This is a genomic window from Nocardioides astragali, assembly GCF_024436375.1.
GTDB lineage: Bacteria > Actinomycetota > Actinomycetes > Propionibacteriales > Nocardioidaceae > Nocardioides > Nocardioides astragali.
Window position 1 is genome coordinate 345145 of the sequence record NZ_JAFMZM010000005.1, and the last position, 26812, is coordinate 371956.

Consider the following 26812-nt stretch of genomic DNA (forward strand, 5'->3'; position numbering starts at 1 on the left):
AACCCAGAAGGGAAGTCCACCCATGGACGTCGTGACCGCAACCGCAACCACCGTGATGGCTGTCTGTCCGAAGGCGCCCCCGGGTGCTGTCGGCCCCACCAACGAGATCACCAGCTACGTGCTGTGGGGCGTCATCGTCCTGTTCGGTCTCGGCATCATCATCGCGATCGGTGCCATCATCGCCGGCCGAGTGTTCTCCCTGCCGCACGCCTCCAAGGTCGGCGTCATCTCGGTGGTGGTCGTGTTCGCCTGCGCGATCGCCTACCTGGTGCTGCCCGGGATGCTCAACGGGATCCTCGGCAAGGGCTGCATCTGATGCGGCGCGCAGCCACGAAGAAGGCAGAAGGCACCAGCGAGTGGAGCCGGCGCCGGCTGCTCGGCATCCTTGCCGCCGCCGTCGCCGTGGCTGTGCTCCTGCTCGGCGGCCTCGCGTACGCGGTCTACTTGGCGATCGCCGGCATCGGTGACGAGGCCAGCGCGAACACCGGCGTGGCCACCGGCGAGACCGACCGCTCGACGGTGGCCCGCGGTGCCGCGCATCGCGATGAGATCGCGGCCGAGCCGATGCTGACCGTGCCCGAGAGCGCCGCCTTCCCGGCCGAGACCACCAGTGCCAAGGCGCCGGAGATCAAGATCCCCACCGGGACCGGAATCAACGGACCCGCGTTCGTGATGACCGGGTTCCCGCACACCCCGGAGGGCGCGATCGGCCAGCTCGCCCAGATCGACCTCGCGGTGCTGCAGTCGATGAGCCTGAGCACCGCCGAGGAGGTCTACAACGCCTGGGCGCTGCCCGGTGGGGTCCGCACCGAGGACTGGTGGATCACCGCCAGCGTCCGTGCGTTCCTCTCCAGCACCGGGATGGGCGAAGTCAAGGACCCCAGCGCCTCGGTGACCCTGGAGCCGGCCGCCGCGCTGGTCAAGGGCACCGACGGTTCCGACTGGGCGACGGTCTGCGTGCTGATGAAGGTCAGCGCCACCTACAAGTCCGAAGGAGAGATCGCCTTCGCGCACTGCGAGCGCATGCAGTGGGTCGGCGGCCGCTGGATGGTCGCCCCCGGCGCCCCGCCTTCACCCGCACCCGCGACCTGGCCCGGCACCCAGCTGGCACACGCGGCCGGCTGGCGCACCTGGTCCACCGACCACACCACCGAACCCGCCCACCCCGGCGACACGGAAGGGGAGCACTGAGATGAGCAACCGGATCAACGACTCGATGGGGGAGTCCCGCACGACCCTGCTGCGCGTGGGGGTCCTGGTGGCGATCGCCGTCCTCGTGGCGACCGCCGTCTGGCTCGGAGCGCGCGGCCGGACCGATGACAACAGCCGAACCGACAAGACATCCGGGGACTCCTCGAGCCAGACCGGGCAGCAGGGGCAGAACGTCTCGGTCGACCATGTCGCCCCGGAGACCGCACCCGCAGACGGCGTCGTGATCCCAACCGGCGCCGATCAGGTCGACGGCTACCCGACCCGGTTCCCCCAGACCGACCTGGGCGCGGTCGCGCTGCAGGTCGAGGTCGCCAAGGCGCAGGTCGGTTTCGACTACGACCAGGCCGCCGCCGTCGCCGGCCTGTACGCCAACCCCGAGGACAAGGCCGTCTTCGAGCAGCGCGCCCGCGATGCTGTCGCGCTGCGCCGCCAGCAGGCCGGCGTCCCGAAGGAGGGGGACGTCCCCCCGCCCGCGTCGTACGCCGTAACGCCGATCGCCTACACCCTCGAGGAGCTCGACACCGTCTACTACGCGGTGAACCTGCTCAGCTACGTCACCCTCACCACCGCCAATGGCAAGGTCAGCGACGGCCTCTACGCCGGCACCCAGCTCATGCGATGGCTCGAGGTCGACGGCGTGGGCGACTGGCGCCTGGTCCAGGGCAGCACCCCAGACATCGAGCACCTGGTCTCCACCGGACAGCCAAAGGCGGTCGCGCCGGGCACTCCGGAGTACAAGCAGGCCGGCTGGATCCCGATCAACGGAGCACCCCAGTGAGCACCGCCGACCTCTTCCACCGGGTCACCAGGCTGGGCATCGGCGCCCTGGCGGTCCTGGTCCTCACCACGCTTCTCGGAGCCGCCACGACCATCCAGCCGCCAGCAGCCGCGGCTGAGCCGGCGACCAGCACGGCAGCCAGCACAGCGCAGGTCGCCACGGTCGAGACCACCAGCCAGCTGCCGGCCCGCACCCTCAAGATGGGCTGCCTTGGTCCCGACGAACTGTGCGACCTCGGCGGCGATGCCCTCGAGTGCGCGGAGGACCCGGTCGACTGCGGCAAAGACGCGGCCGGTGGCGTCAAGGACGAGATCGAGAACCAGGTCGAGGGCGTCCAGGAGTGCCTCGAAAACCCCAGCCTCACCGACTGCGCCAAGGGAGTCGGGGGAGTGGTGCCGGGAGTCGGTGGGTGTGGGCTGCTCGACGCGATCTGCGACGCCGGGCTCCCGGGGATCGGACTCCCTGGCGTCCCGGGGGTGCCCGGCATCCCCGGTCTTCCCACCCCCGCCGACCTCTTCGGCGTCGGCATCCCCGGCCTCGGTGACATTCCCAACCCATTCGAGAACATCGGCGACGTCATCGCCAAGGCGGCGGCCGATGCCTGGACCGCAGCCATGCTCGCGGTCTGGAGCTCCGGCCTGTTCGTCCTGCGCATCGTGCTCACGTTCACGGAGCTGTTCTTGACCCCCGACCTGAGCGACGACGGACCCGGCAAGGACGTCTACGCCTTCACGCTCTGGCTCGCGCTCGCCCTGGTGGTCATCTTGGCGATGATCCAGCTCGGCGCCGCGGCCTTCAAACGCGAGGGCAAGGGCCTCGCGCGGGCGTTCATCGGCGCCGGCCAGTTCGTCCTGGTCTGCGCCTGTTGGTTCGGCTACTGCGTCATGATCGTCGCGGCCTGCGGCGCCATCACGAAAGCGCTGATGAAGTCGCTGCTCAAGGTGCAGACCTGGCCCGACTGGGATCCCCTGGGCGGCCTCGGCGTCGACGACATCACCGAGGCCGGCGTGGCCACCGCGCTGGCCTTTCTCGGCATCTTCTTGTGGCTGGCCGCGATCGGGCACGTCCTGGTCTACCTCGCCCGGGCGGCCTCGCTGCTGGTCCTGGTCGCAACCGGCCCGCTCGCCGCGGCCGGGCTGGTCTCCGACTTCACCCGCTCCTGGTTCTGGAAGTCGCTGCGCTGGTTCCACGCCGCGGCGTTCACTCCGGTGCTGATGGTGATGGTGCTGGGCATCGGCGTGCAGTTCGCCAACGGCGTCGCTGCCCACCTCGCAGACGGCACCGCCAAGGCGTTCGGCACGGCCCTGCCGGCGGTCATGACGATCCTGATCAGCGTCGTCGCGCCGCTGGCGCTGTTCAAGCTTCTGGCCTTCGTCGACCCCGGCACCCCCAGCGGCGCGTCGTTCCGGCAGGGCATGGTCCTCCAGGGCGGTCTCCAGGGGCTGCTGAGCGGCGGCGGCGGTGCCGGTGGCGGCTCGTCGGCCGCGTCGACCACCGACGGCAACGGTCGCTCGTCGGGTGAGCAGAGCGCCGAGGCCTCGACCGGCGATCGGTTCAACAAGTCCACCCAGGGCGTCCTCGGCAGCTTCGGCCCGGTCGGACAGGCGTTCGCTGCCGGGCTCGGGATGGTCAGCAGCGCCGGAGCGAAGGCCACGTCCCTGATGTCGGACGAGACCAACCAGGCCGGCGTCGGGCAGAGCACCTACGGACCCGATTTCAGCAACATGGGTGGCCGCCAGTCCGGCCAGTCTGGCGGCCAGTCGGGCGACCAGCGCGGCGGCACGCACCCCGGCTCGCAGAACAGCGGGGACGACGACTCGCCGTTGCCGACTCCGCCTGCCCCACCTGCTCCGCCCACCCCGCCGACGCTGCCCACCGGCGGCGGACCCGGCGGTGGCTCGGGTGGCGGCTCGGGCGGGCAGGGCGGCGGCTCTGGCGGACAGGGCGGCGGTGGCGCCGGAGCAGCGCCCAAGACCCCGGCCGCAGGTGGCGGCGGGGGAGCGGCCGGAGGTGCCGGTGCAGCTGGCGGCGCGATCCCCCCGGTGGCGGTGTAGCCGATGCGCCGCACGACCTGCCCCCAGCCCGATCGACATGCAGTGACCCGAAAGGAAACCGACGATGACCATCTACGCCGACTACCAGCGCGACCGCATCGGCTGGTTCTTCGGCCTCTCCGGAGGCCAGCTGATGTTCCTGGCGCTGGCCAGCCTGCCGGCGTTCTGGGCGATCAGCCGCGGAGCGTGGTTCTCTGCGTTCCTGTTCGCCCTGGTCTGGCTGTTCATGCTGGCCATCACCGTGATCCCGGTGCGGGGCCGCTCGGCCACGGGCTGGGTGTTCGCCTCGACGATGTACGCCGTCGGCGGGCTGCTCGGCTGGACCTCGTTCCGTGCCAAGGCCACCGAGGGCCGCGCCGAGGACCTCGACACCCCCGACCTTCCCGGGGTGCTGCAGGGCATCAAGATCCACGACGGCCCGCCGCACGGCTCGCAGCTGCAGCGGGTCGGAGTGATCCACGATGACGCCACGAAGACGTGGGCAGTCACCGCCTCGATCGTCCACCCCGGCATCGGCATGAAGGACACCGAGGAGCGCAGCCGTTACGGCGAGGCGCTGGCCGGGCTGCTCGACGTCGCCGGCCGCACCGAGAAGGTCGACGAGATCCTGTTCATGGTCCGCACCGTCCCCGAGGACGGCGCCGAGCGCGACCTGTGGGTCAACAAGCACCGCCGCGACAACGCCCCCCAGCTGTCCGAGGTCGTCAACAGCGACCTCGCGGTGGGCCTCACGCAGGCGTCGGTGCGCACCGAGCAGTTCGTGACAATCGTCGTCCCGGAGACCCGGATCGCCCGGTCGGCCAAGGAGTCCGGCGGTGGCTTCGAGGGCCGCTGCCGCGAGCTCTACCTGCTGATGGCCGAGATCGAGGCCCAGCTGCGGGGCCCGATGGGGATGACGTCGGTCCGCTGGCTCACCTCGCCGGAGCTCGCCCTGGCGTCCCGGACCGGGTTCGCCCCAGGCGATCGCGCCGGCATCGTCGAGGCCCTCGCCATGCGGGAGAAGGACCCGAGCGTGAACGCCGACGTACCTTGGGCGCTGGCCGGGCCCTCGGGCGCGGATGCGACGGTGCGGCACTACAGCCACGACGCGTGGAACTCGATCAGTTCCACCATCAAGCTCCCGACCCGCGGCGCGGCGATGGGCGCCCTGGCGCCGATCCTCACCCCGACCGAGTCCGGTGAGCGGCGCTCGTTCGTCGTCGCCTTCCCGGTCGTGTCCCAGTCCAAGGCCGACCGGCAGTCCGGCAACGCCGAGTGGGCCGCAGACCTGGCTGAGGGAATGAACGAGAAGCTCGGCCGCAAGACCCGTGCCAAGCAGCGCGACGAGGCCCACAAGGCCCGCGGCCTGGACGCCAAGCTGGCCCACGGAAACGCGCTGGTCCGGCCCTACGCCGTGTGCACGGTCACGGTTCCCAAGACGCTGCGGATCACCGAGTTCGGCCGTCGCCTGGACGCCTCGATCCGCCGCGCCGGGTTTGCGCCGCTGCGGCTCGACCTGGCCCAGGACGTCGGTTTCGCCGCCTCGACCCTCCCCGTCGGGATGAGCCTGACCCGGAGCGGAGACGCCTGATGCCCACCACGACCCGCCGGAACCGCGGCGGCGCCGATCGAGGCAGGGACATGGCGGCCTTGTTGTCCGACTTCGGCCACGACCTGCCCACGATCCCCCCGCTCGCTCCGGAGGCCAAGGAGCCCCGGATCTTCAAGTACGCCCCGCGCCGCGGTGCAGCCCGCCGCGGGCGCGGCTGGGCGCCCGCCACCGCCCCGGCGCAGGCCTGGCGGATGACGAGTGACCAAGCACCGGTGTTCTGGCCGTTCGTGTCCGCGCCGGCCCTGCCGCCGACCGGGGCACAGATGGGCGTCGACCAGCTCTCCGGCGGCTCGTTCTACTGCGACCCCTTCGGCTGGGTGCTGCGCGACGACGTGTCGGCGACCAACCCGAACATCTTCCAGTTCGCCAAGCCGGGCACCGGCAAGTCCGGCACCACCAAGGCGTTCTGCACCCGGATGATGCCCTTCGGCTACCGCACCCTGGTCCTGGGTGACCCCAAGGACGAGTACGAGTCACTGTGCCGCGCGCTCGGCGTCGAACCGTTCGTCATCGCCCCCGGCTTCTGGTCACGAATCAACCCGCTGGCCATGGGCCCGCTCGGCCACGACTGGGAGAAGCTCTCGGCCGAGGAAGCCCAACGGCGCACGACGATCATCTTCAAGCGCTGGCTGGTCCTGATCCGCGGCCTGGTCGGCAGCATGAAGCTCGACGACCAGCGCCGAGTGCCGTTCGGACCCGACGAGAGCGACGTCGTCCGCAACGCCTTGGCGATCCTCACCGGCTACGCCGCCGGCAACTCGATCCTCACCGAGACCACCATCCCGCAGCTTTGGGACCTGCTGCGCAACCCCACCGAGGAGCTCGTCCGGGCGTGCGAGTACGGGAACACCCGCCAGTTCCTCGACCAGACCCGGCTGCTGCGCAACGCGCTCGGCGAGCTGGTCACCGGCACCCTGGCCGGCCTCTTCGACGACTTCACCAACATCGAGGTCGACTGGCGGGCCCCGATCCAGTCGTTCAGCCTCTCCCGGCTCGATGGACTCGGCGACGAGGCCGTGGGCATCGCGCTGCTGTGCATGAACTCCTGGGGCCGCGGGCTGCGCGAGATCGCCGAGCCCGGCGACCTGCGCATCGTCGTGCGCGACGAGGTCTGGAAGCAGATGCGCCTCGGCGTCTCCGCGGTGATGAGCTTCGACGCCGACCTGCGGCTCTCGCGCGGCATGGCCGGCAAGGGCGGCGACATCCAGTTCGCCAACCTTCACAAGCCCTCCGACCTGCTCTCGGTAGGCGACGCCGACTCCCAGGCCGCGATGATCGCCAAGGACCTCCTCGAGCTGGCCGACATCAAGATCCTCGGCGGCCAGAAGCCGCGCGTCGCGCGCGAGCTCGACTCGATGCTCGGCTTCGGCCCGATCGCCCAGGACCTCGTCTCCGGGTGGGCGATGCAGGACAAGGGCCGAGCGCTGTGGTGCGTCGGAGACTCCACCTACAAGGTCCAGACGGTGCTCCACCCGCTGGAGAAGAAGCTCTACTACACCAACGAGGCCATCGAGGCCGCCGGCTGAGGCGCCCGGGACTGACCTGTCGTGAAGAAGCTCCTCCTCGCCGGACTGCCGGTCCTGATCGTCTTCATGGCCCTGCCGTTCGTCGTCACCCTGATGGTGGTCATGACCACGACCGCGGCCGCCGAATGCCGCACCCAAACCAGCGAGACCGCACCCACCGAGCTCGGCGACCTCGGCGTCATCGACGGCCCCGCGGGCGGCCCGGTCAAGGGCAACATCACCATGGCGCAGGCCAACATCCCGCGCCGCTCCGGCCTCGACGGCTTCCGGGCCTCCATGCCCCAGGTGCTGTCGACGAACCCCGACTTCGTCACCCTCAACGAGGCCAGCGGCTGGAGCCTGGCGCAGATCGAGGCCGCCGCCCCCGGCTACGACGCGTTCCGGGTCGAGGACCACACCGGCGACAACAACTCGATGGGCAACGTCGTGCTCTGGAAGCGCGACACCTGGTCCAAGGCTAACGGCGGCCGGGTCACGATCGTGGAAAACGACCAGGGCTTCTACAAGGGCGAGCCGGTGACTTGGGACCGGTTCGCCACGTGGGTGATCCTCGAGCGCGCCGACGGCGCTGTGGTGTCGGTGATCTCCACCCACCACATGATCAACCCGCACAAATACCCCCGCCAGCACAGCAACCCGCCGCTGACCCGGCCCCAGCAGTACGGCGCCGGCATGGACATCCTGCTGCAGCTGCGGAACTCCCTGGCCACCCACGGCCCGGTGCTCATCGGCGGCGACATGAACACCCACGCCTCCCACACCGACCTCCCGTGGACGGCGGCCGCCAAGATGAAGGCCGCCGGCTACGGCTGGCACAACCACTCGGTCGACTTCATCTTCTTCCCCCAGCACCAGGGCGTGCAGCTCGAGGGCGGCTGGGACGGGACCATGGTCTCCGACCACCACTGGATCGCCGCCCGCATCGCCATGAACGGCGCCGGCCCCGAGAGCACCCCCACGACCGCGGCCACCAGCGAAGGTGTGGTGACCGCCGCCCACACCACGAGGACGGCGGCCGAGCCCCCGTCCGGCGAGGTGCTCTCCCAGCTGATGCGACTGCGGTTCGCCTCCAGCGACCCAACCCTGACCACCGAACAGGCCCGCAACGCGATCACCATCGCCCAGGTCGCCCGCGACCTCCAGGTTCCCCGCTACGGGCTGCAGATCGCGATCGCCACCGCGATCCAGGAGTCCAAGCTGGTCAACCTCGCCGGCGGCGACCGCGACTCCGGTGGCCTGTTCCAGCAGCGTCCCTCGACCGGCTGGGGGAGCCGTGCTGAGGTCACCAACCCGGTGCTCGCCGCGCGCGCCTTCTTCGGCCAGGCCCAGCACACCGGCAACCCCGGACTGCTCGACATCCCCGGCTGGCAGGACATGCCGCTGACGCAGGCGGCCCAGGCCGGGCAGCGCTCCGGCTTGACCGACGCCTACGCCCAGTGGGAGGACGTCGCCGGCGACACCACCGACCTCCTCGGAGGCGACCTACCCGACCTGCCAGACGTCGACGGCGCGGTCTCGAACGCGAACAACTGCGAGGACACCGTCAACCCGATCACCGTCGGGACCTTGAACATCCTGGGCGCCGGCCACACCGACAACCAGGCGGGCGGCGGCAACGAGAAAGCCGGGTACGCCACCTGGGACAAGCGGCTGCCCGGGGCACTCAGCGCGATCGAGAACGCCGGCGTCACCATCGCCGGCCTCCAGGAGGTCCACGGCCCCCAGGCCAAGGCCCTAGTTGACCGCTACTCGGCCAAGTGGGGCATGTACCCGGCCACCGGCAACACCCAGAACAAGGTGATCTGGGACCGCGGCAGCTGGGAGATGACCGACTCACGCCTCGTCCAGATCCCGTACTTCAACGGCAAGGACGTCGGGATGCCGGTCGTCCAGCTGACAGGTGCGGCCGACAGCGTCAACGCCGGGCAGGTCATCTGGGTCTGGAGCATCCACAACCCCGCCAACACGCAAGGGAACGCCGCCGGGCACCGCAAGGCGGCGCTGCGCCGCCAGCTGGCCACCATGACCGAGCTCGCCGGCACCGGCACCCCGGCGGTGATCCTGGGCGACTTCAACGACGGCAAGGACGGCAACAACTCCTCACACTGCGCGCTGACCCCTGAACTGAGCAACGCCTTCGGCGGATCGGCCGAGCCCTGCAAGAAGCCCCAGAAGGACGCGCCGATCGACCACATCTACGGCGCCAACCTCACCTGGGCCAGCGCCGAGGTCGACAACAGCACCCAGGCCAACAAGATCGCTGACCACCCGCTGGTGGCCGCCACCACCGCCGGCAGCAGCGCGGGCTGCGCGGTCGCGACCGAGACCAACTACAACCTCGGCCCGGTCAAGCCGCAGCTGACGCAGCTGGTCAACATCCTCGGCCCGATGTTCGACATCAAGACCGTCGGCGGCTACCGCGAGAGCGCCACCGACCCCCACGGTCACCCCGCCGGACTGGCGGCCGACTTCATGGTCCCGCTGACTCCCGCCGGCAAGGCCCAGGGGGACGCGCTCGTGGCGTACGCCCAGGCCCACGCCAGCGAGCTCGGCATCGACTACATCATCTGGTACCAGCGCATCTGGTCGGCCGCGCGAGCCGACGAGGGCTGGCGGCCGATGGAGGACCGAGGCTCGGCCACCGCGAACCACCTCGACCACCCGCACATCAACGTCCTCCCCGACGCCCAGGCCTCCCCGGTCGGCCTCGAGGGCGCGTCCTGCGACGAGGTGGTCTACCCGGTGCCGGCGGAGTACATCAGCACCGACAAGCTCAACTGGCACGACACCGGCCACTACTGGACCAACTGGCACAGCGGAACCGACTTCTCCGCCCCGTGCGGCACGACCGTCTACGCCGCCCACGCCGGCACCATCGAGATCGACACCAGCCAGAGCTGGGCCGGCCCGCAGCTGGTCAAGGTCACCACCGGCGCCGGCTCTCTGACCACCTGGTACGCGCACATGCAGAGCGTCACCGTCAGCCGCGGCCAGACCGTCGCTGCCGGCGAGCGGATCGGCCAGGTCGGCAACGAGGGAAACGGCTCCGGGTGCCACCTCCACTTCGAGGTCCACCTCGAGAACGGCTCCATCTACGGACCCGACAACGTCGACCCCTCGACCTGGCTGGCTGGAAACGCCTCGAACCCGAGCCGGTCTGTGTGATCGCTGCCGGGCCCTCCCGACACATAGGTGACCAACCAGAACTTCGACCACCCACGACTCCAGGAGGCGGAATCCAATGCAGCGGGAGCGACGACGCGACCCCTACCCCTGGACCTGGGAGATCCCTGTAGCAGTGGCCCTGGCGACCCTGTTCGTCATCGTCATCGGCATCCAGCTCGGCCGCTCCGTCGCGAACCTGCTCGCCAGCGCCGGCTGGACCTGGCCCGACGCCAACGCCGGCGCGTTCCCCTCACCGATCGGCACCGCCTTCTGGACCAGCCTCCCCGGCGTGCTCAGCGGGCACGCCGACGCGGGCCTGCCCACACCGACACCGGACAGTCTGGCTGGCCGCGGCCTGGTGTGGGTCAGTCTCGCGATTACCGAGGTCGCGCTGCTGAGCGCCACCATCTGGGTCGGTGCCTGGGCCCACCAGCGCTGGGGCCCGGGACGCATGCGCGGCATGGCCACCGCCGCAGAGGCCGAAAAGATCCTGGGCGTCATTCGGCTGCGCAAGGTCGCCGGCATCGTCCGCCCCGACCTCTGCGGCAAGCACGCCACCGCCACGGCGGCACCCGTTCAGCGCACCGCCAGCGACCTCACCGAACAGACCGGGCCGCAGCTCGGCCACGGGCTCAGCCCGTGGCTCCTGAACGGCCGCCGGACGAAGGAGAAGCGATGAAGCTGAGGTTCAACCCGTGGGACGTGGGCTGGCGCATCGGGGACGCGCACGAGCCGCGTGGCGGCGAGCTGTGGGTGCCGTGGGACCGCACCGCCGGGGTGATCGGCCCGCAGGGCTCCGGCAAGACCCTCGACCTGCTCACCCCGGCGCTGCTCAGTGCCCCGGGCGCTGCCCTGGTCACCCTGACGAAGGTCGAGGACCTGCTGCTCAGCCTCACCGAACGCTCCCGCGACGACCGTCCGTGCGTGGTCCTCGACCCGTTCGGGCTGGCCGAGGGCGTCGTCGACGAGCTGATCTGGGACCCGATCGCCGGCTGCGTCGATCCCAAGGTCGCCGAGCGGCGAGCCAAGGCCTTCACCGCCGGCACCGTCAAGGGTGCGATCACCGGCGGCACCGGAGACGATGCCGCCCGGTTCTACGCCGCGGAATCGGCGAAGGTGCTGCAGGGCTACTTCCACGCCGCGGCCCTGACCGGGAAGACCCTCGAGGATGTCCTGCAGTGGGTCGCGAACCCGACCGCGGCCACACAGCCGATGGAGATCCTGCGACGCCACCCGCACGCCGAGCCGTTCTGGCACGGCCTGCTGCACGGGGCGCTCAACGGCGACGACCGCACCGCCGGCAACACGATCACCACGGTGCAGCAGGCGGTGTCCCTGTTCTTCCAGGCCGACATCCGCCGCCGCTGCGTGCCCAGCCACGGGCACCCGGCCACCGACCTGGCCGACGTGATCCGTCGCCGCGGCACCATCTACCTCCTGGGCCGCGAAGACCCCTACGCCTCGGCCAGCCCGCTGATGACCGCGGTGGCCGAGCACGTCTTGGACACCGGGCTGCTGCTGGCCAATAGCTCACCGTGGGGCGGCCGGCTATGCCCGCCGCTGGTCTCGGTTCTCGACGAGCTGCCCTCGACCGCACCGCTGCCGACCCTGCGCACCCGGATGGCCAACGAGCGCGCCCTGGGCCTGTCGTTCATCTGGGCCGCCCAGACCCGTCCCCAGCTGACCAGCATCTTCGGCGAGCACGAGGCCCGGGCGCTGCTCGGCCTCACGAACACCCTGGTGATGTTCGGCGGGTCCAAGGACGTCGCGTTCAACCAGGAGATCTCCGACCTGCTCGGAACCGTCCGCATCGGCCGCGTCACCCACTCCACCGGCGGGTTCAACGGCGGCAGCCGCAACTTCTCCGGCGACGACATCCCCATCATGCGGCCCGAGGAGGTCCGCCAGCTCCCCGAGCGGCGGGCCCTGGTGATCGCCGAGAACGGCAAGCCGATCATCGCCAAGCTGCACCGCTGCGTGGAGGGCAAGGCCGGCGAGCGGCTCCTGGCCGACCAGCGCGCGCTGCGCGCACGGCTCACCAACCACCGCCGCATGGTCATCACCCCCGAGGCCCGGGCGACCGCCGCCCTCGTCGAGGCGCGCCGCCTCGGCTTCGTCGACGACGAGACCGAACCGACCAGGAGTGAGCTGTGACGACCGAACAGGCCCGACGGGCCGCACCCAGCCCGATGGTGTTCCCGTTCCCCGTGCCCGGCGAGCACGTCCGGCTGGCCTACCGCGAGCTCCACATCGCCATCAACGGCACCGAGGAGCAGAAGAAGGCTCTGGGCAACCACGCCCTGCTGCCGCGGCCCTGGGAGCCGGCCGCGTGCCTGGACCCCGAGCTGCGGCACCAGCTGTGGGAGTGGTTCGAGGACGTCGTGATCTGGCTCAACCGCGAGTACACCTGGGACGTCTCCAGGCTCATCCCCAGCTGCTGGCCACTCCACCCGCACCTGGTCCACGAGATCGCGGTGCTGGCCGACCAGCGCCGCCGCGCCGGGCTCGCGATGACCAGCGACGCGCTCGAGGAGTGGCACCGCTACTGCCTGCCCGCCTTCACCGACCGCATGCGGAACAGGCTGCGGGCCCACTGCGACGACGAGCACAAGAACTGGCCGGCCAAGCCGCGACACAACGAGCACCTGGGCGAGGCCAGCACCCAGCGGCGGGAGAACGCCTTCGGCCACGACGTCGACGCGCTGCCCGCCAACCGACGGGCCCATGAGCAGCCCGAGCCGGTCGGTCGACCGCGCCTCGTCGAGGTCGACCTGGACACCGGCGAGATCAAGGACGACCCGCTCGGTGCGCAGCCGCGCACCCGAACTGAGAAGGGACCGCGGGAATGACAGGGGCAACGATGCAGACGAAGGAGCGTTCGGAGGCCATCGGTCGCGCGCAGCGCGCTCTCAAGGCCCTCGGCGAGCACCCACGCTCGAGCAAGAAGGAGCTCGGCCACGCGCGAGCACCTCAACGCCTGCTACTCCCACGGCTCCGGCGAATACGTGTGGAACGCCGTGGCGCAGGTCGAGGCGATGGTCGAGCGCCGTTACGGCGTCCCCAGCGCCGAGGAACACCGCCAGATAGTGGAGCCGAGCGAGGACCGCGAGGACCTCGAGGAGCGGGCGACAGCCTCCCGCGGCCGCGCGGCCGAGGACCGTGCTGTCGCGTCGACGACGCCGGCGCACGATGTGGGACTCGCTCCCACCGCGTGGAGATGACGCCGACGCCTACGCCCAGTGCGCGAATCGGCCTCAGAACGCCGGCGAGAGACCAGGAACCGGCCGGTGGCGCTGGTGGTTGTGTCAGAGCGATTCTGAGCGATTCCGAGCGATCTGGCCGCAGCGGCCGTCGAGGCCTAGAGCCATGCCCGACCCCGCGGCCTACGCCCTCCTGATCGTCGTGGCGATCGCCTACCTGGGTGGCGCCGTCCTGGTGATCGCGGTGTTGGCCGAGGTCCTGGTCGCATGGTCGGAGGGCTGGCGTCCCCGTAGTATGCCGGTCGCCCAGGAGATCAACCCGAGTCGAATCTTCATGGTGCTTGCTCTATTCCTCTTGCCGTGCGGCTCGGGGTCGTGATCGTCCTCGCTTGGACGCGCTCAAGGTGGGATGGCTCGCCGTAGGTGTCATTCTCCGCAGCATCGTCGGCGTTGCGCGCCAATCCGTAGGTCGCGCGTCGCGGGTCCCGCAGCCGGCTTCGTAGGATCGGCCCCGTGTCTGACGATCTCTCGCTGTTCGGTGACGACGACGAGCCTGCCGTTCCGCCGACTCAGGTGAGCGCGCCGGCGCCGATCGCGGATTGGCAGGTAGACCTGCTGCGGAAGGCGCTGGATGCCCGTGGGCTGACCGTGATGGAGGACCGGCAGCATGCGGTGGAAGGGGCCGCAGGTCGAGCGGTGCGGAGCCTCCGTGACCTGACGCACGACGAGGCGATCCGTGTGCTCAACCGCCTGGGTGAGGCGTCACGTGGTGCCGATAGTTCGACGTCACATTGGGAGTCCCGCGACGAGGACACTTGGATCGACCGCCTGTGACGAGGACGCGTGGGATCACGGTTGACTGAGCAGCCGCTCCCGCTCCGACGCAACGATCTCCCGCGCGACCTCCGCGTCGGAGATATCGAAGGCTTCTGGGGCGCTGTCAGCCGTCTCGGAGACGCGTGCGAACTCCGCGAAGAGTTCGCTCTTCCGCGCGAGGATCTCAGTGATTCGCCGGTCGACGCCTTCCTCGGAGAGGAGGCGGTGGACCTGCACCGATTCCAACTGGCCCATGCGCCGGGAGCGAGCGATCGCCTGCCATTCGGTAGTCGGCTTGAGTTGCGGCTCGCAGATCACGACGACCGAGGCAGCCTGGATGTTCAGGCCGACCCCTCCGGCCACGATCTGCGCGACCAGGACAGCGCCGTGCCCTGCCCGCGAAAACTCATCGACCATCTGCTGGCGCTTGGCCGCCGGGACCGAGCCGGTCAACGGGCCGAAGACCTTGCCGGGCAGGACTGACGCGATGTCATCCAGCGCGCCCCGGAAATGCGAGAACACAAGGACCCGGCGCTCGTTGTCCTCAGCCTCCTCGACGATGTCCAGGAGCCGCTGCATCTTCTGGGAGTTGGAGCCTGCGCGGAGCGCCGCCTGGCGCATGGCCATGAAGTTCGCCTCCATCACCGCAGCCCGGTAGTGCTGCTCGTCCGCGCGGGACAAGGGCATCCATTCGTCGACCTCGACGAGTTCCGGAAGCTCGGTAAGGACGTCCTCTTGGTTTCGCCGGAGGTACGCCGGTGCGACCTGTTTGCGGAACTGCCGCGGCGCGAACTCCGTGGCGCTGATTGTGAGGTCGGGTCGGATGTAGCCAACGAGGTTGCGGAACTCCTCGATCCGGTTCTCCAACGGAGTGCCGGTCAACAGGATGACCCGGTCGATCGTTCGGATGAGGTTCCACGAACGGCGCGTGCGTTGGGCGTCTGGATTCTTGATGTAGTGAGCCTCATCGAAGACCACGCAGGCAGGCCACGCTCGTTCGGGGATCTGCCCCTCGAGCCACCCCAGGCTGTCGTACGTCGTCACGGCCACGCCGCCATTGCGGATCCAAGCGGTGAGCGAGCCGTCGCGGCCAGGGCCATGAAGCCGATGAGCTCGCAGGTCGGACTTTCCACTGACCTCGCGCACCCAGTTGGTCACGACCGCGGCAGGGCAGACGACAAGGAAGTGATGGGAGCCTTTGGCTCGGAGATGGGTGAGTACGGCGAGCGACTCCACCGTCTTTCCGAGACCCATCTCGTCACCGATGATCACCTTGCGCTGTACAACCGCGAAGCGCGCGCCGAAGGACTGGTACCCGCGCAGCGACGCCTTGAGGTGGGTCGTTTCCAGCTTGAGATCGCGGATTGCTTCCAGGATCTCGGCCGGCAGGTCACCCTGGATCTTCTCCTCGTCGTCGGACAAGAATCCGAGTTCGGAGAGCATCGCGTAGTAGTCGGCCGGGCGTGCGACGAAGTCATCCCACGGATCGCCAGCCGCGCTTCCCCCGCCGCCAAGGATTGCCGCACGACGCCCAACGTCAACAAGCGCCTGACGCAGGTCCGCAACGGATCTCGTCGCGGGTGCAACGACGACGTGAGATGTCTTGCGCTCCAGTGACTTCAGGAGCAGTCGCAGCGAGTCGGCCGCGGCGAGGTCCGCGGTCGCGCTCTTGATTGTTCGCGCTGCGTCCCACGCCCGCATGGCCTTCAGAAGATCTGTCGCGGACGCGGACCGGTTCTTGATGTCGATCCGCACGGGCATCTCATCGACGGTGGTCTGCCAAATTGTCCGGGCCGCGCCGAGCATCCGGTTTCCCGTGGTCTGCCCAACCCCAGGGAGGGACAGGATCCGAGGCCCCTGGTCGAGGACCTGCTGAATGTTGCGGATCCCCGCGCCGGTCAGGGCACTGATCCGGATCTGGCCGTTCGTCGCGTCCTTGAGCCGATCGACCGGCATCTCTGCCACGAGCCGAAGTGCCTCTGTCTTCCGCACCGCGTCGCCCGCGGAGGTAACGGCCGCACGGAGCTCGCCCTCTCGCTGCAGGGCATGATCAATCGCAGTGACCGCCTCCACTGCCGAGTCAAGGTCGTGTCGCGCAAGGAGCCCTGTACCCGCTTGTCGCCCTGGAAAGCCCACGGAATCGTCGAGGATCGCTGACACCCCGAGCTTCGCGATCGACTTCTTGTCCCAGGCCTCGATGCGTTCGAACTCTCCGAGCAGGCCGGATGTTGTGACCCAGTCGCGCAGGTTCACGAGGTACGTGGCGGCCTCTGCGGCGGTGTCCTGGCGACTCTTGGCGGAGAACATCCGTCGCGCGCCGAAGAGCGGTTTCACGTCGGCGAGCGCCCGCTCCGCGTCAGCAGTCAGCTGGTCGATGCCCCGCTGAACCAGCGGAGGCATCGCGGGCATCGCTGTGCCGCGCGCCAGGGCAGTGACATGCTCGCCATCGGACGGCGTCAGTTGTAGGACGTGCCAGAGCGCCGCCCCACCCATCACCAGCGGGACTGACCGATCGAGTAGCGCGCCGACGGAGGCCTCCGCCGTGGCGTGAACTGTCTGCCGCTCCTTGACGAGGGCCGTGGCACGCTTGCGCCACCCAGCCACCTCGTTGGCTACACCCTTGAGGTGCTGACGCTTTTCTCGCTCCATGACCCCTGCTGACTCGACCCGACGCATGGAAGGTTAGTAACAGGATCCGACGAATACGGTGAGTTCGGGAAACTGTCGGTAGGTCCGGGTAGCGTTCGTGGGCTGTCAACCAGGAGGTCATCGTGCAGCTTGAAGAACTGAAGCCCGGTCTGCGGATCGACGGACTCATCCCCGCCGAGGTCATCACCGTGATCGCTGCGCAGTGGCACGGCACGGACGCGCTCGAGCTGACCTACAAGAACCCCTCCGGTGGCCTCGGCCAGCAGGTCGTCTTCCGTAAGGATGAGCACAAACTCGCGGTGGCCCAGAGCGGCAGCCGCACCTTCAACGCCACCGCCAGCGACTTCAAGCTTGTCGCCGAGGCCCAGCGAATCTCGCTCGCCGGTCTGTTCGACCCGATGCTGGCAGTGGCCACCAGTGACGTTCAGCCGCTCCCGCACCAGATCCGAGCGGTGTACGGCGAACTGCTGCCGCGCACTCCGCTCCGGTTCCTGCTTGCCGACGATCCCGGTGCTGGCAAGACCATCATGGCTGGCCTCTACATCAAGGAGCTGCTGCTCCGCGACGACGTCAAGCAGTGCCTGATCATCGCCCCGGGCGGCCTGGTCGACCAGTGGCAGGACGAGCTCTTCTTCAAGTTCGGGCTCCGGTTCGACCTGCTGACCAATCAGCTCATCGACGCCCAGGCGAACTTCAACGTCTTCGAGACCAACCCGCTGCTGATCGCCCGGATGGACCAGCTCTCGCGCAACGAGCAACTTCAGGCGCAGCTCAGGGAGACCGAGTGGGATCTGATCATCGTCGATGAGGCCCACCGGATGGGCGCGCATTACTTCGGCGGCGAGCTGCGCAAGACCAAGCGATTCCTGCTCGGAGAGATGCTCGGCCAGATCACGCGCCACTTGCTCCTGATGACCGCAACTCCTCACTCGGGCAAGGAGGCGGACTTCCAGCTCTTCCTGACCCTCCTCGATCGGGACCGATTCGAGGGTAAGCAGAAAAAGAGCGCCGACGTCAGCGGCATCATGCGCCGCATGGTCAAGGAAGACCTCCTGACCTTTGAGGGCAAGAAGCTGTTCCCCGAGCGGATTGCAGAGACCGTCCCGTACGAGCTGACGGCGCTTGAATACAACCTCTACGAGGACGTGACCCACTACGTCCGCGAGGGTATGAACCGCGCCGAACGGATCGGCGGCAAGCGCAAGAACACCGTCGGCTTCGCACTCACCGTCCTCCAGCGGCGGCTCGCGTCCAGCCCCGAGGCGATCTACAAGAGCCTCGTACGACGCTCCGAACGGTTGGAGCGCAAAAAACTTGAGATCCAGAATGGCACCTACCGCGACACCGAGCCGGACCTCGATCTGAGCGAGATCGACGACGACGAGTTCAACGCCGAAGAGATCGAGGCCGTCGAGGAAGAGCTCCTCGACGCCGCGACCGCGGCGCAGACGGTCGAGGAACTCAACGCTGAACTTCTCGAGCTCGCAGACCTGATCAAGACCGCGCGACTCGTCCGTGAAGCCGGCACCGACCGCAAGTGGACTGAGCTTTCGAACATCCTTCAAGACAACGCGCTCGTCACCGACAAGAACGGGTGGCCGAGGAAGTTCATCATCTTCACCGAGCACCGCGACACGCTCGACTACCTCCAGGGCAAGATCGGCTCCCTCATCGGCAAACCTGACGCCGTCCGTGCGATCCACGGCGGCGTTCGCCGCGCTGAGCGCCGCCAGATCACCGAGGAGTTCACCAAGAACCGCGACTGCCAGATCCTGCTGGCCACCGACGCCGCCGGCGAAGGACTCAACCTCCAGGCCGCACACCTGATGGTCAACTACGACCTCCCGTGGAATCCCAACCGCATCGAGCAGCGCTTCGGCCGCGTCCACCGCATTGGGCAGGAGGAGGTCTGCCGTCTCTGGAACCTTGTCGCTTCCAACACCCGCGAGGGCGAGGTCTTCACTCGGCTGCTGGAGAAGCTCGACCAGATGCGCGAGACCTTCGGCGGCAAGGTCTTCGATGTCCTCGGCGAGGCCTTTACCGACGTTCCGCTGCGCAACCTGTTGTTGGAGGCGATCCAGTACGGCGAGCGCGAGGACGTGAAGGCGAAGATGCATGAGGTCATCGACGCCTCCGTTGGGGACGGACTCAAGGACCTGCTCGATGAGCGTGCCCTCGCCTCGGAGCACCTCGCAGATGCGGACCTTCACGCACTGCGTGCCGCCATGGATGAGGCGAGGGCCCGCCGGCTCCAGCCGCACTACATCGAGCTCGCGTTCAAGGCCGCGTTCACCAAGCTGGGCGGTCGCATCGTGAAGCGAGAGCAGGGACGTTACGAGATCCCTAATGTTCCGCAGCACATCCGCTCCGCCGGCAAGGGACCGATTGCTACCAAGTACGACCGGGTCACCTTTGATCTGGCCCACGTCCAGCCAGGCGATCTGAGTCGCGCGGACCTCCTCGCACCCGGTCACCCGCTCCACGACGCGGTCATGGGAGAGGCGATCCGCAACTTCGGCGGTGCACTCAACCAAGGCACGGTCCTCGTCTCGTCGACCCTTGAGGAGCCCCAGTTGCTGGTCGGAGTCGTCGAGGAGGTCGCCGACGCCACCGGAGATTCGGTCGCGCGACGATTTGGCTACGCGTACGTCGACCACTTCGGCACCGTCAGCCCGGCTGGCCCGGCGCCGTACCTCGACTGCGTAGCAGCACCCGCCGGTCCGGCCGTCGACGCCGCCCGCGGCTTGGCCTGGCTCGGCGACGCCGAGGACAAGGCGATGAGCTGGATCATCGCCAATCAACTCCCTGAGTACCTCGTGGAGGTCCAGCCACGACGGCTCGCGGAGCTCGAGAAGGCACGCGACCTTGTGACGAAGCGCCTCAGCTCAGAGAGCGAGCGTCTCCTGCTGGACGCCGCGATCGCGTCGGAGAAGGAGCAGAAGGGCGAGAAGCCCAAGGAGTCCTCCGACAGCCTCAACCGCAAGGCCGTCGAGCTCGACGTACGCCTCCGCAAGCGCCTCACTCTGCTCGACCAGCAGCAACTCATGTCGACCAAGCCGCCGCACATCGTGACCGCAGCCTTGGTGCTGCCGATTGGCATGCTCGAGGGCGAGATCCCGCCTGCAGCACCCATCCACGCCAAGGAGACCAAGGAGGTCGAACGCCGCGGCGTCGACCTGGTGATGGCCCGCGAGCGCGAGCTCGGTCGGAAGCCTGTCGAGCAGGCGTTCAACAATCCCGGCTTCGACATCCTTTCGACCGACGCCAACGGCGACACCTACCGGATCGAGGTCAAGGCACGCATCGAGGGCGCCAAGGACTTCTTCGTCACCCACAACGAGGTCATGACCGGCAAGAACGCGGTTCCGCGCTACCGCCTCGCCTTGGTGAGGGTCGATCCGCGGGGGGCCCAGTACGACGAGGTGCGCTACCTCGCCGACCCCTTCGCGACCACTGACCTAGGCGACTTCGAGGCCACGGGGATCCGCGGCGACTGGGCAAAGACCTGGACGAAGGGCTCGCAGCCCTTCTGAGGCTGCGAGTCCCACCGTTCACTTGCGTTCCGTGCAAGTCTGTCGGGCCTCGACGGTAAGTTGCTGAACGCATCATCACGCGCCGCACCAGCGGCGAGGTTCGCCCGTCATCTCGGGCACGGAGGGTCGAGGAACTAGTGCACAAGCGCAAGCTGATCGAGGTAGCTCTGCCGCTAGAGGCGATCAACCGCGAGTCCGCGCGGGAGAAGGCCATCCGACATGGCCACCCATCGACCCTGCACCTTTGGTGGGCGCGCCGCCCGCAGGCCGCCGCGCGCGCTGTCATCTTTGCCCAACTGGTCGATGACCCGAGCGCCCGGCCGGAGGAATTTCCCACGGAGGAGCTCCAGCGGAAGGAGCGGGAGCGGCTCCACGAGCTCATCGAGCGGCTCGTGATCTGGGAGAACGCCCGCGACGAGAAGCTGCTGGGTGAAGCGCGCCAGGAGATTCTAAAGTCGACTGGTGGTAGTCCGCCGCCGATCGTCGACCCGTTCGCTGGAGGGGGCACGATCCCCCTGGAGGCCCAGCGGCTTGGACTTGAGGCCCAGGCGTCCGACCTCAACCCAGTTGCCGTGCTGATCAACAAGGCAATGATCGAAATCCCACCGAAGTTCCGAGACCAGGCTCCAGTGTTCCCAGGGCTTGCGGACTCGCAGATTCGTAGCTGGAAGGGCGCCGAGGGCCTCGCGGCGGACGTGCGTGCGTATGGCACCTGGGTGCGCGCTCGGGCCGAGGAGCAAATCGGAAAGCATTACCCGAAGGCCGTGCTGGCCGATGGCTCGGAGGCGACGGTTATCGCGTGGATCTGGGCACGCACCGTCCGATGCCCGAACCCCGCCTGCGCGATCGACTTGCCGCTGGTGAAATCGTGGTGGCTGAGCAAGAAACGGGGCAAGGAAGCCTACGTTGTGCCCCGAATCATGGGATCTGCTGATAATCCGTCCGGGTTGCGTGTCGCGTTCGAGGTCGTTCAGGGCCGTGCCGGCGGCCCAGCGGAGGCAGATGAAGGCACGGTAGGAAGAACGGGGGCAACCTGCATCTCATGTGGGACAGGGGCGTCGCTCGCCTATATTCGTGAGGAGGGCCGGGCAAAACGGCTGAGGAGCCAGCTGATGGCGACCGTTGCAGAGGGCAATCGGCGTCGGCACTACGTTTCACCCACCTCGGCCCACGAACAGGCGGCTGAGGTCACCGCGCCGGTCGACTCGGTCGCCGGAACCCTGGGCTACTACCCGAGGGATCTCAAGGCGCCCACCTACGGGTTCACCGAGTTTTCCGACCTCTTTACGCCGCGGCAGCTGACCGCGCTATGCACCTTCAGTGAGTTGGTCGAGGCGGCCAAGCTGCGGGTTGAGGCTGATGGTGGCTCCCCGGCCTATGCCGCTGCCATTGCCACGTATCTCGCACTCTCGGTTTCGCGGTGCGCCGACTACTGGTCCTCCATCTGCAGTTGGCACAACACTGGCGAAAAGCTTCGAAACGTCTTTGGTCGCCAGGCAATTCCAATGTCTTGGGATTATGCCGAGGTGATGCCCTTCTCGGAGTCGTCAGGCGGCTATTCAGGGCAGCTTAACTGGGTTGCAAAGGTCGTTGACTGGCTCCCGGCGACCAGACCGGGCGTGGTTCGGCAGGCTGACGCGGCCACCGATGCTGTCGTAGGCGCGATGTCTACGGACCCGCCCTATTACGACAATATTGGCTACTCCGATCTGTCAGATTTCTTCTACGTATGGCAGCGAAAGATGTTGCGTTCCATCTATCCCGAGTTGTTCGGAACCGTTCTAGTTCCAAAGGCCGAGGAATTGGTTGCAAACCCCTACCGTCACGGCAGCAAGGTAGGCGCGCAGGAATTTTTCGAGTCCGGCTTCCAGCAGGTGTTTGCGAATGCTCGTCTGTCGGCTTCCAGCGACTGGCCGATCACCGTGTACTACGCGTTCAAGCAGAGTGACGCTGACGAGACAGGCCAGGCGTCCACCGGATGGGAGACGCTACTTGAGGGCATGATCGGATCCGGGTGGGAGATCACCTCGACGTGGCCCATGCGCACCGAATCGAGCGTTCGGCTGATCGGCAATAAGAAGAACGCACTCGCCTCATCAATCGTTCTGTCCCTTCGCCCACGTCCATCCGACGCCCCGACCACAGATCGGCGCGGCTTCATCGAGAAACTTAAGGCCGAGCTACCTGAGGCACTCCGGAGGCTTCAGCAAGGCCAGATCGCCCCGGTCGACCTGCCACAAGCAGCCATTGGCCCCGGCATGGCTGTTTTCAGCAGGTACGGGTCCGTCCTGGAAGCCGATGGGCGACCCATGGGTGTCCGTGCCGCGCTGTTTCGAATCAACGAGATCCTCGACCAGGTGTTGAACGAGCAGGAAGGGGACTTCGATGCGACGTCGCGGTTCGCTATCGCGTGGTACCGACAGCATGGGTATGGAATCGGAAAGTTCGGAGACGCGGACAGCTTGGCTCGCGCCCGTAACACGAGCGTGGACAACATGGACCGCGATGAGATCCTTACCAGCCGCGCAGGAAACGTCCAGCTGATCAAGCCGTCTGACCTGTCGTGGAGCTACGACATCTTGAAGGACACGCATACGAGCAACTGGGAAGCCCTCCACCACCTGGTCAAGGTGCTGGAGCGGGATGGCATTGGGCCTGCCGGCGACTTCCTTCAAGCTGCCTTGACCCGACCGGATGGCGCTGTCGACGCCGACCTGGTCAAGGAGTTGGCGCACCTACTGTTCCGCATTGCCGAAGGCAACGGCTGGACCAGGGACGCGCTCAGCTTCAACAACATGGTCACGAGCTGGCCGGAGATTCTGGAAGTCGCACGCACCAGGAAGAGGCCAACCACCGCCGAGCAAGTGGCGTTCTCCTTCGATGAGGAAGACAACTGACATGGCACTGAGCAACCGCGACCGCATCGACCGCATGTTCCAGGTCCTGGCCCCGGCGCTCGATGACTTCATCGCGACCGTCGTTGGCCAGGGAGACCCCTCACTCGGAGCCGTCTGGACGAAGCTTGTTCAGGCCAAGGACAGCAAGAACGGAGCCCCGTCGACGAAGTCGTACGATGCACTCGACCCGCAGGTGCAGTTCAGGATTCTGACCGAAGGCAACATCACCGCCGGGTTCAAGCCGGGCTGGTACCCCTTCAACCAGGCAATCGGGCGCGCGGGGGAGACGTTTGCCAGCGAGCTTCGCGAGGTGCGTAATGAGTGGGCGCACAACAAGACCTTCACTGACGACGACGCCTACCGCGCCCTCGACACCGGTGAACGGCTTCTCAAGCTGATTGGTGCCGCCAAGGAAGCGGATGAGGTTCGTGGCATTCGGCTAAACCTCCGCCGGGTGACAGCCGACAAGGACGACAAAAAGGTTCTCAAGGCAGCCGTAGACAACCCCGAGGCAGCTGGCCTGCGCCCGTGGCGCGAGGTTCTCCAGCCCCATGACGACGTCGCCACCGGCAACTTCCACGCCTCAGAGTTCGCGGCAGACCTATACAAGGTGGCGACGGGCGGCGAGGTCGACGCTGATTACGCCGACCCGGTCGAGTTCTTCCGCCGTACCTACCTGACCGAGGGTCTGCGCGACCTCATCGGCCGAGCTGTCCGCCGCCTCGCGGGTGACGACAACGCCTCGCCGGTCATCAACCTGCAGACCAACTTCGGTGGCGGAAAGACCCACTCGATGCTGTCGCTGTGGCATGTCGCCGCGGGCCTTCCTGTCGGCAACTTCCCCCAGGAGACCCAGGAACTCCTGACGGCCAACGGCTACTCGGCCAGCAAGGTCAACCGGGTGGCCATCGTCGGCAACCACTTCAGTCCGTCCGGCGTGACCAAGGACGACGGCACCCAGGTCAACACCATCTGGGGCGAGCTCGCATGGCAGCTCGGTGGTCCCGAGGCCTACGCGGTCGTGGCGAAGTCCGATCGAGACCGGACGCACCCGGGCGACGCTCTCCACGAGCTGCTCGCGAAGTACGCGCCCGCCGTCATCCTCATCGACGAGTGGGTCGCCTACGCCCGTTCGCTCGTTGGTCGTGACGATCTGGCGGGAGGCACGTTCGACGACCAGTTCACCTTCGCCCAGTCGCTCACCGAGGCTGCCAAGGGCACCAAAGGTGTCCTGCTCGCGATCTCGATCCCGGCATCGGAGACTGGAGACGCGAACGACAAGATCGCCGTCGGCAACGCTGAGGAGGTCGGCGGCCAGAATGGTCTCGAAGCGCTCAAGCGCCTTCAGAACGTCGTCCGCCGCGTCGCTGACCAGTGGCGTCCCGCGTCGTCTGACGAGGCGTATCACATCGTCAAGCAGCGGCTCTTCAAGCAGCCCGACGCGGCCGCTCTCGCCGCCATCGGCGCGACCGCCCGGGCGTACGTCGAGATGTATCGGAAGTTCTCTGACGACTTCCCTCGCGAAGCCCGAGACGGCGCGTACGAGGATCGGATCAAGAGGACGTACCCGATCCACCCGGAGCTCTTCGACACCCTCTACGAGGAGTGGTCGTCGCTCGAGCGCTTCCAACGGACCCGCGGCGTCCTACGCCTGATGAGCACCGTCATCCACGCGCTCTGGACCGGCGAGGACCAGTCGCCGATGATCATGCCCGGGTCAATCCCGCTCGCGACATCGAACGTCAACTCCGAGCTCACGCAGTACCTCCAGGACTCGTGGAAGGCGATCATCGACGCCGATGTCGACGGCTCGAACTCCGAGCCGGCGCGCATCGACAAGGAGAAGCCGCTCTTCGGCCAGCGGGCACTGACCAAACGCCTCGCACGCACTGTGTTCTTCGGTGCTGCGCCAACGATCGCGCCGGGATCGGTGCACAAGGGCATCGGCACCCAGCGGGTGTTCCTCGGAACCGCCATCCCCGGTGACGTCCCGGGCAACTTCCATTCCGCGCTGATGCAGCTCGGCGACCGTGCGACGTACTTCTACTCGGGCTCGGGCAAGTACTGGTATGACGTCCAGCCCAACATCACTCGCACCGCCAAGGACCAGGCCGAGCGCCTCCACAAGGAAGACGTCTGGGCCGAGATCGTCCGACGGCTGCAGGATCAGGGCCGCAAACGGGGCGACTTCGCCGGTGTCCACGTCTGCCCAGAGTCGAACGCGGACATCCCAGACACCGACGAGGCCCGCCTCGTTATCCTCCACCCGAAGGTTGCGCACAAGCGTGGAGCGGATTCGGCGGCCAAGGAGTTTGCACAGAAGGCGACTGAGCATCGCGGCAGCTCGAACCGAACTCACCGCAACGCGCTTGTCTACCTCGCAGCGGACGAGGCGCGCCTCGAGGAGCTCAATAGCGCGACCCGGGACTACCTCGGTTGGACGCACGTGCTCGCCAATGAGGCCGACCTCGACCTGACTCAGAACCAGAGGAACCAGGCGTCCCAGCGGAAGGCTCAGGCTGACCAGACGGTCACTGCGCGTCTGCTCCAGAGCTTCACGTGGGCCTTGGTTCCTGCACAGCCTGACCCGGGCGCTCCATTCCTCATCAACGAGACCAAGGTCGAGGGGCAGTCCGACGCCTTGGCCGACCGCGTCTCGCGGCGTCTCGGCAACGACGGGGACCTTTCGACGCGGCAGGCCGCGGCGACGATTCGTCTTGCGATCGGCAAGGTCCCGCAGATCTGGAAGGACGGCCACGTCTCACTCGGGTCGCTGTGGGGCCTGTACTCGCAATACCCGTACATGCCGCGCCTGCGCGACCGCTCCGTTCTCAACACGGGCATCCTCGATCTGCCGATGATCTGGCAGACGGACGCCTTCGCGCTCGCGGCTGGCTACGACGAGGCGGCCGGGCGCTACATCGGCCTCTGGACTCCGGAGGACAAGGAGAGCGCCCCGGTCCCGGCCGACTCGCTCCTTCTCGTCCGTCCCGACGTCGCGCAGAAGCAGCGTTCGGATGAGCCCGGCCCGGCCCCGGCTCCTGGACCTGACCCGGAGCCCGTTCCGGGACCGTCGCCCACCCCGCAGCCGGGACCGAAGGTCGACATCGTTTGGCCGACTCGTTTCTACGGGGTCAAGACACTCAACTCCGACAAGATCGCTCTAGAGTTCAAGAACGTCGCAGACGAGGTTCTCGCGCATCTGCGGTCTGGCGAGAAAACCAACGTGACGGTGCGGATTGAGATCGAAGCGACGGACTCTGAGGGCTTCAACGAGAGTCGCGTTCGGACCGTCTCCGAGAACGCCCGCACGCTCAAGTTCGACCAGTCGGGTTTCGAGGAGAGCTGATGTCACACGCGGTGGGCTCGCGGCCCATGTCGAGATCGGCCG

Annotated in this window: 17 protein-coding genes; 16 read left to right on the forward strand and 1 reads right to left on the reverse strand. The window is 67.8% G+C overall.

Translation table 11 applies throughout. The annotated features are described in order from the left end of the window. Nucleotides 1-22: 22 nt before the first annotated feature. From J3P44_RS18745 to J3P44_RS18805, 13 genes are all read left to right on the forward strand, one after another. Nucleotides 23-316, forward strand: a complete 294-nt coding sequence (locus J3P44_RS18745; RefSeq protein ID WP_255891985.1) for a hypothetical protein — start codon at nt 23-25, stop codon at nt 314-316. Next, nucleotides 316-1191 carry a hypothetical protein gene (locus J3P44_RS18750; protein WP_255891986.1) on the forward strand — a complete coding sequence of 292 codons (876 nt, stop codon included), beginning with the start codon at nt 316-318 and terminating at the stop codon, nt 1189-1191. Before J3P44_RS18745 ends, J3P44_RS18750 begins: the two co-directional genes overlap by 1 nt. Nucleotide 1192: 1 nt before the next feature. Further along, nucleotides 1193-1990, forward strand: a complete 798-nt coding sequence (locus tag J3P44_RS18755) for a hypothetical protein (protein ID WP_255891987.1) — start codon at nt 1193-1195, stop codon at nt 1988-1990. Beyond that, a complete protein-coding gene (locus J3P44_RS25615; RefSeq protein ID WP_308212279.1) occupies nt 1987-4044 on the forward strand; it encodes a type IV secretion system protein in 2058 nt (685 codons plus the stop codon). Before J3P44_RS18755 ends, J3P44_RS25615 begins: the two co-directional genes overlap by 4 nt. Before the next feature lie 64 nt (nt 4045-4108). Then, a complete protein-coding gene (locus J3P44_RS18765) occupies nt 4109-5614 on the forward strand; it encodes an SCO6880 family protein (protein WP_255891988.1) in 1506 nt (501 codons plus the stop codon). Beyond that, nucleotides 5614-7161, forward strand: a complete 1548-nt coding sequence (locus tag J3P44_RS18770) for a putative type IV secretion/conjugal transfer ATPase (RefSeq protein WP_255891989.1) — start codon at nt 5614-5616, stop codon at nt 7159-7161. Before J3P44_RS18765 ends, J3P44_RS18770 begins: the two co-directional genes overlap by 1 nt. Nucleotides 7162-7182: 21 nt before the next feature. Then, nucleotides 7183-10326 carry a VldE C-terminal domain-containing protein gene (locus J3P44_RS18775; RefSeq protein WP_255891990.1) on the forward strand — a complete coding sequence of 1048 codons (3144 nt, stop codon included), beginning with the start codon at nt 7183-7185 and terminating at the stop codon, nt 10324-10326. A gap of 76 nt (nt 10327-10402) precedes the next feature. Beyond that, entirely contained in the window at nt 10403-11005 is a 603-nt protein-coding gene (locus J3P44_RS18780) for a hypothetical protein (protein ID WP_255891991.1), read from the forward strand. Further along, complete coding sequence (locus J3P44_RS18785; RefSeq protein ID WP_255891992.1) at nt 11002-12480, forward strand: type IV secretory system conjugative DNA transfer family protein; 1479 nt, start codon at nt 11002-11004, stop codon at nt 12478-12480. Before J3P44_RS18780 ends, J3P44_RS18785 begins: the two co-directional genes overlap by 4 nt. Then, nucleotides 12477-13175, forward strand: a complete 699-nt coding sequence (locus tag J3P44_RS18790; protein WP_255891993.1) for a hypothetical protein — start codon at nt 12477-12479, stop codon at nt 13173-13175. The genes J3P44_RS18785 and J3P44_RS18790 overlap by 4 nt, the downstream gene beginning before the upstream one ends. 168 nt (nt 13176-13343) lie before the next feature. Then, the gene (locus J3P44_RS18795; protein ID WP_255891994.1) at nt 13344-13547 is read left to right on the forward strand and encodes a hypothetical protein; all 204 of its coding nucleotides are present in this window, start codon (nt 13344-13346) and stop codon (nt 13545-13547) included. A gap of 145 nt (nt 13548-13692) precedes the next feature. Further along, nucleotides 13693-13905: a hypothetical protein gene (locus tag J3P44_RS18800; protein WP_255891995.1), complete on the forward strand. Its 213-nt coding sequence runs from the start codon at nt 13693-13695 to the stop codon at nt 13903-13905. Between the two features lie 134 nt (nt 13906-14039). Next, complete coding sequence (locus J3P44_RS18805) at nt 14040-14360, forward strand: hypothetical protein (RefSeq protein ID WP_255891996.1); 321 nt, start codon at nt 14040-14042, stop codon at nt 14358-14360. A gap of 15 nt (nt 14361-14375) precedes the next feature. Here J3P44_RS18805 and J3P44_RS18810 read toward each other — a convergent pair whose 3' ends face one another. Beyond that, nucleotides 14376-17018: a DEAD/DEAH box helicase gene (locus J3P44_RS18810; protein ID WP_255891997.1), complete on the reverse strand. Its 2643-nt coding sequence runs from the start codon at nt 17016-17018 to the stop codon at nt 14376-14378. 95 nt (nt 17019-17113) lie between these two features. Between J3P44_RS18810 and J3P44_RS18815 the strand changes: the two genes are divergently transcribed. The 3 genes from J3P44_RS18815 to J3P44_RS18825 all read left to right on the forward strand — a co-directional run bounded on the left by J3P44_RS18815 (nt 17114) and on the right by J3P44_RS18825 (nt 26770). After that, nucleotides 17114-20524: a DUF8742 domain-containing protein gene (locus tag J3P44_RS18815; protein WP_255891998.1), complete on the forward strand. Its 3411-nt coding sequence runs from the start codon at nt 17114-17116 to the stop codon at nt 20522-20524. Nucleotides 20525-20661: 137 nt separating this feature from the next. Next, nucleotides 20662-23421: a DUF1156 domain-containing protein gene (locus J3P44_RS18820; RefSeq protein ID WP_255891999.1), complete on the forward strand. Its 2760-nt coding sequence runs from the start codon at nt 20662-20664 to the stop codon at nt 23419-23421. 34 nt (nt 23422-23455) lie between these two features. Further along, on the forward strand, nt 23456-26770 hold the full coding sequence (locus J3P44_RS18825) for a DUF499 family protein (RefSeq protein ID WP_255892000.1): 3315 nt from the start codon (nt 23456-23458) through the stop codon (nt 26768-26770). The last annotated feature ends 42 nt before the right edge of the window (nt 26771-26812 follow it).

Excerpts from the sequence above, each read along its gene's own strand:
- J3P44_RS18785 (WP_255891992.1), top strand. The coding sequence starts at position 11,002 with ATGAAGCTGAGGTTCAACCCGTGGGACGTGGGCTGGCGCATCGGGGAC.
- J3P44_RS18755 (WP_255891987.1), top strand. The coding sequence starts at position 1,193 with ATGAGCAACCGGATCAACGACTCGATGGGGGAGTCCCGCACGACCCTG.
- J3P44_RS18810 (WP_255891997.1), bottom strand. The coding sequence starts at position 17,018 with ATGCGTCGGGTCGAGTCAGCAGGGGTCATGGAGCGAGAAAAGCGTCAG.
- J3P44_RS18770 (WP_255891989.1), top strand. The coding sequence starts at position 5,614 with ATGCCCACCACGACCCGCCGGAACCGCGGCGGCGCCGATCGAGGCAGG.
- J3P44_RS18825 (WP_255892000.1), top strand. The coding sequence starts at position 23,456 with ATGTTCCAGGTCCTGGCCCCGGCGCTCGATGACTTCATCGCGACCGTC.
- J3P44_RS18765 (WP_255891988.1), top strand. The coding sequence starts at position 4,109 with ATGACCATCTACGCCGACTACCAGCGCGACCGCATCGGCTGGTTCTTC.
- J3P44_RS18750 (WP_255891986.1), top strand. The coding sequence starts at position 316 with ATGCGGCGCGCAGCCACGAAGAAGGCAGAAGGCACCAGCGAGTGGAGC.
- J3P44_RS18780 (WP_255891991.1), top strand. The coding sequence starts at position 10,403 with ATGCAGCGGGAGCGACGACGCGACCCCTACCCCTGGACCTGGGAGATC.
- J3P44_RS18800 (WP_255891995.1), top strand. The coding sequence starts at position 13,693 with ATGCCCGACCCCGCGGCCTACGCCCTCCTGATCGTCGTGGCGATCGCC.
- J3P44_RS18745 (WP_255891985.1), top strand. The coding sequence starts at position 23 with ATGGACGTCGTGACCGCAACCGCAACCACCGTGATGGCTGTCTGTCCG.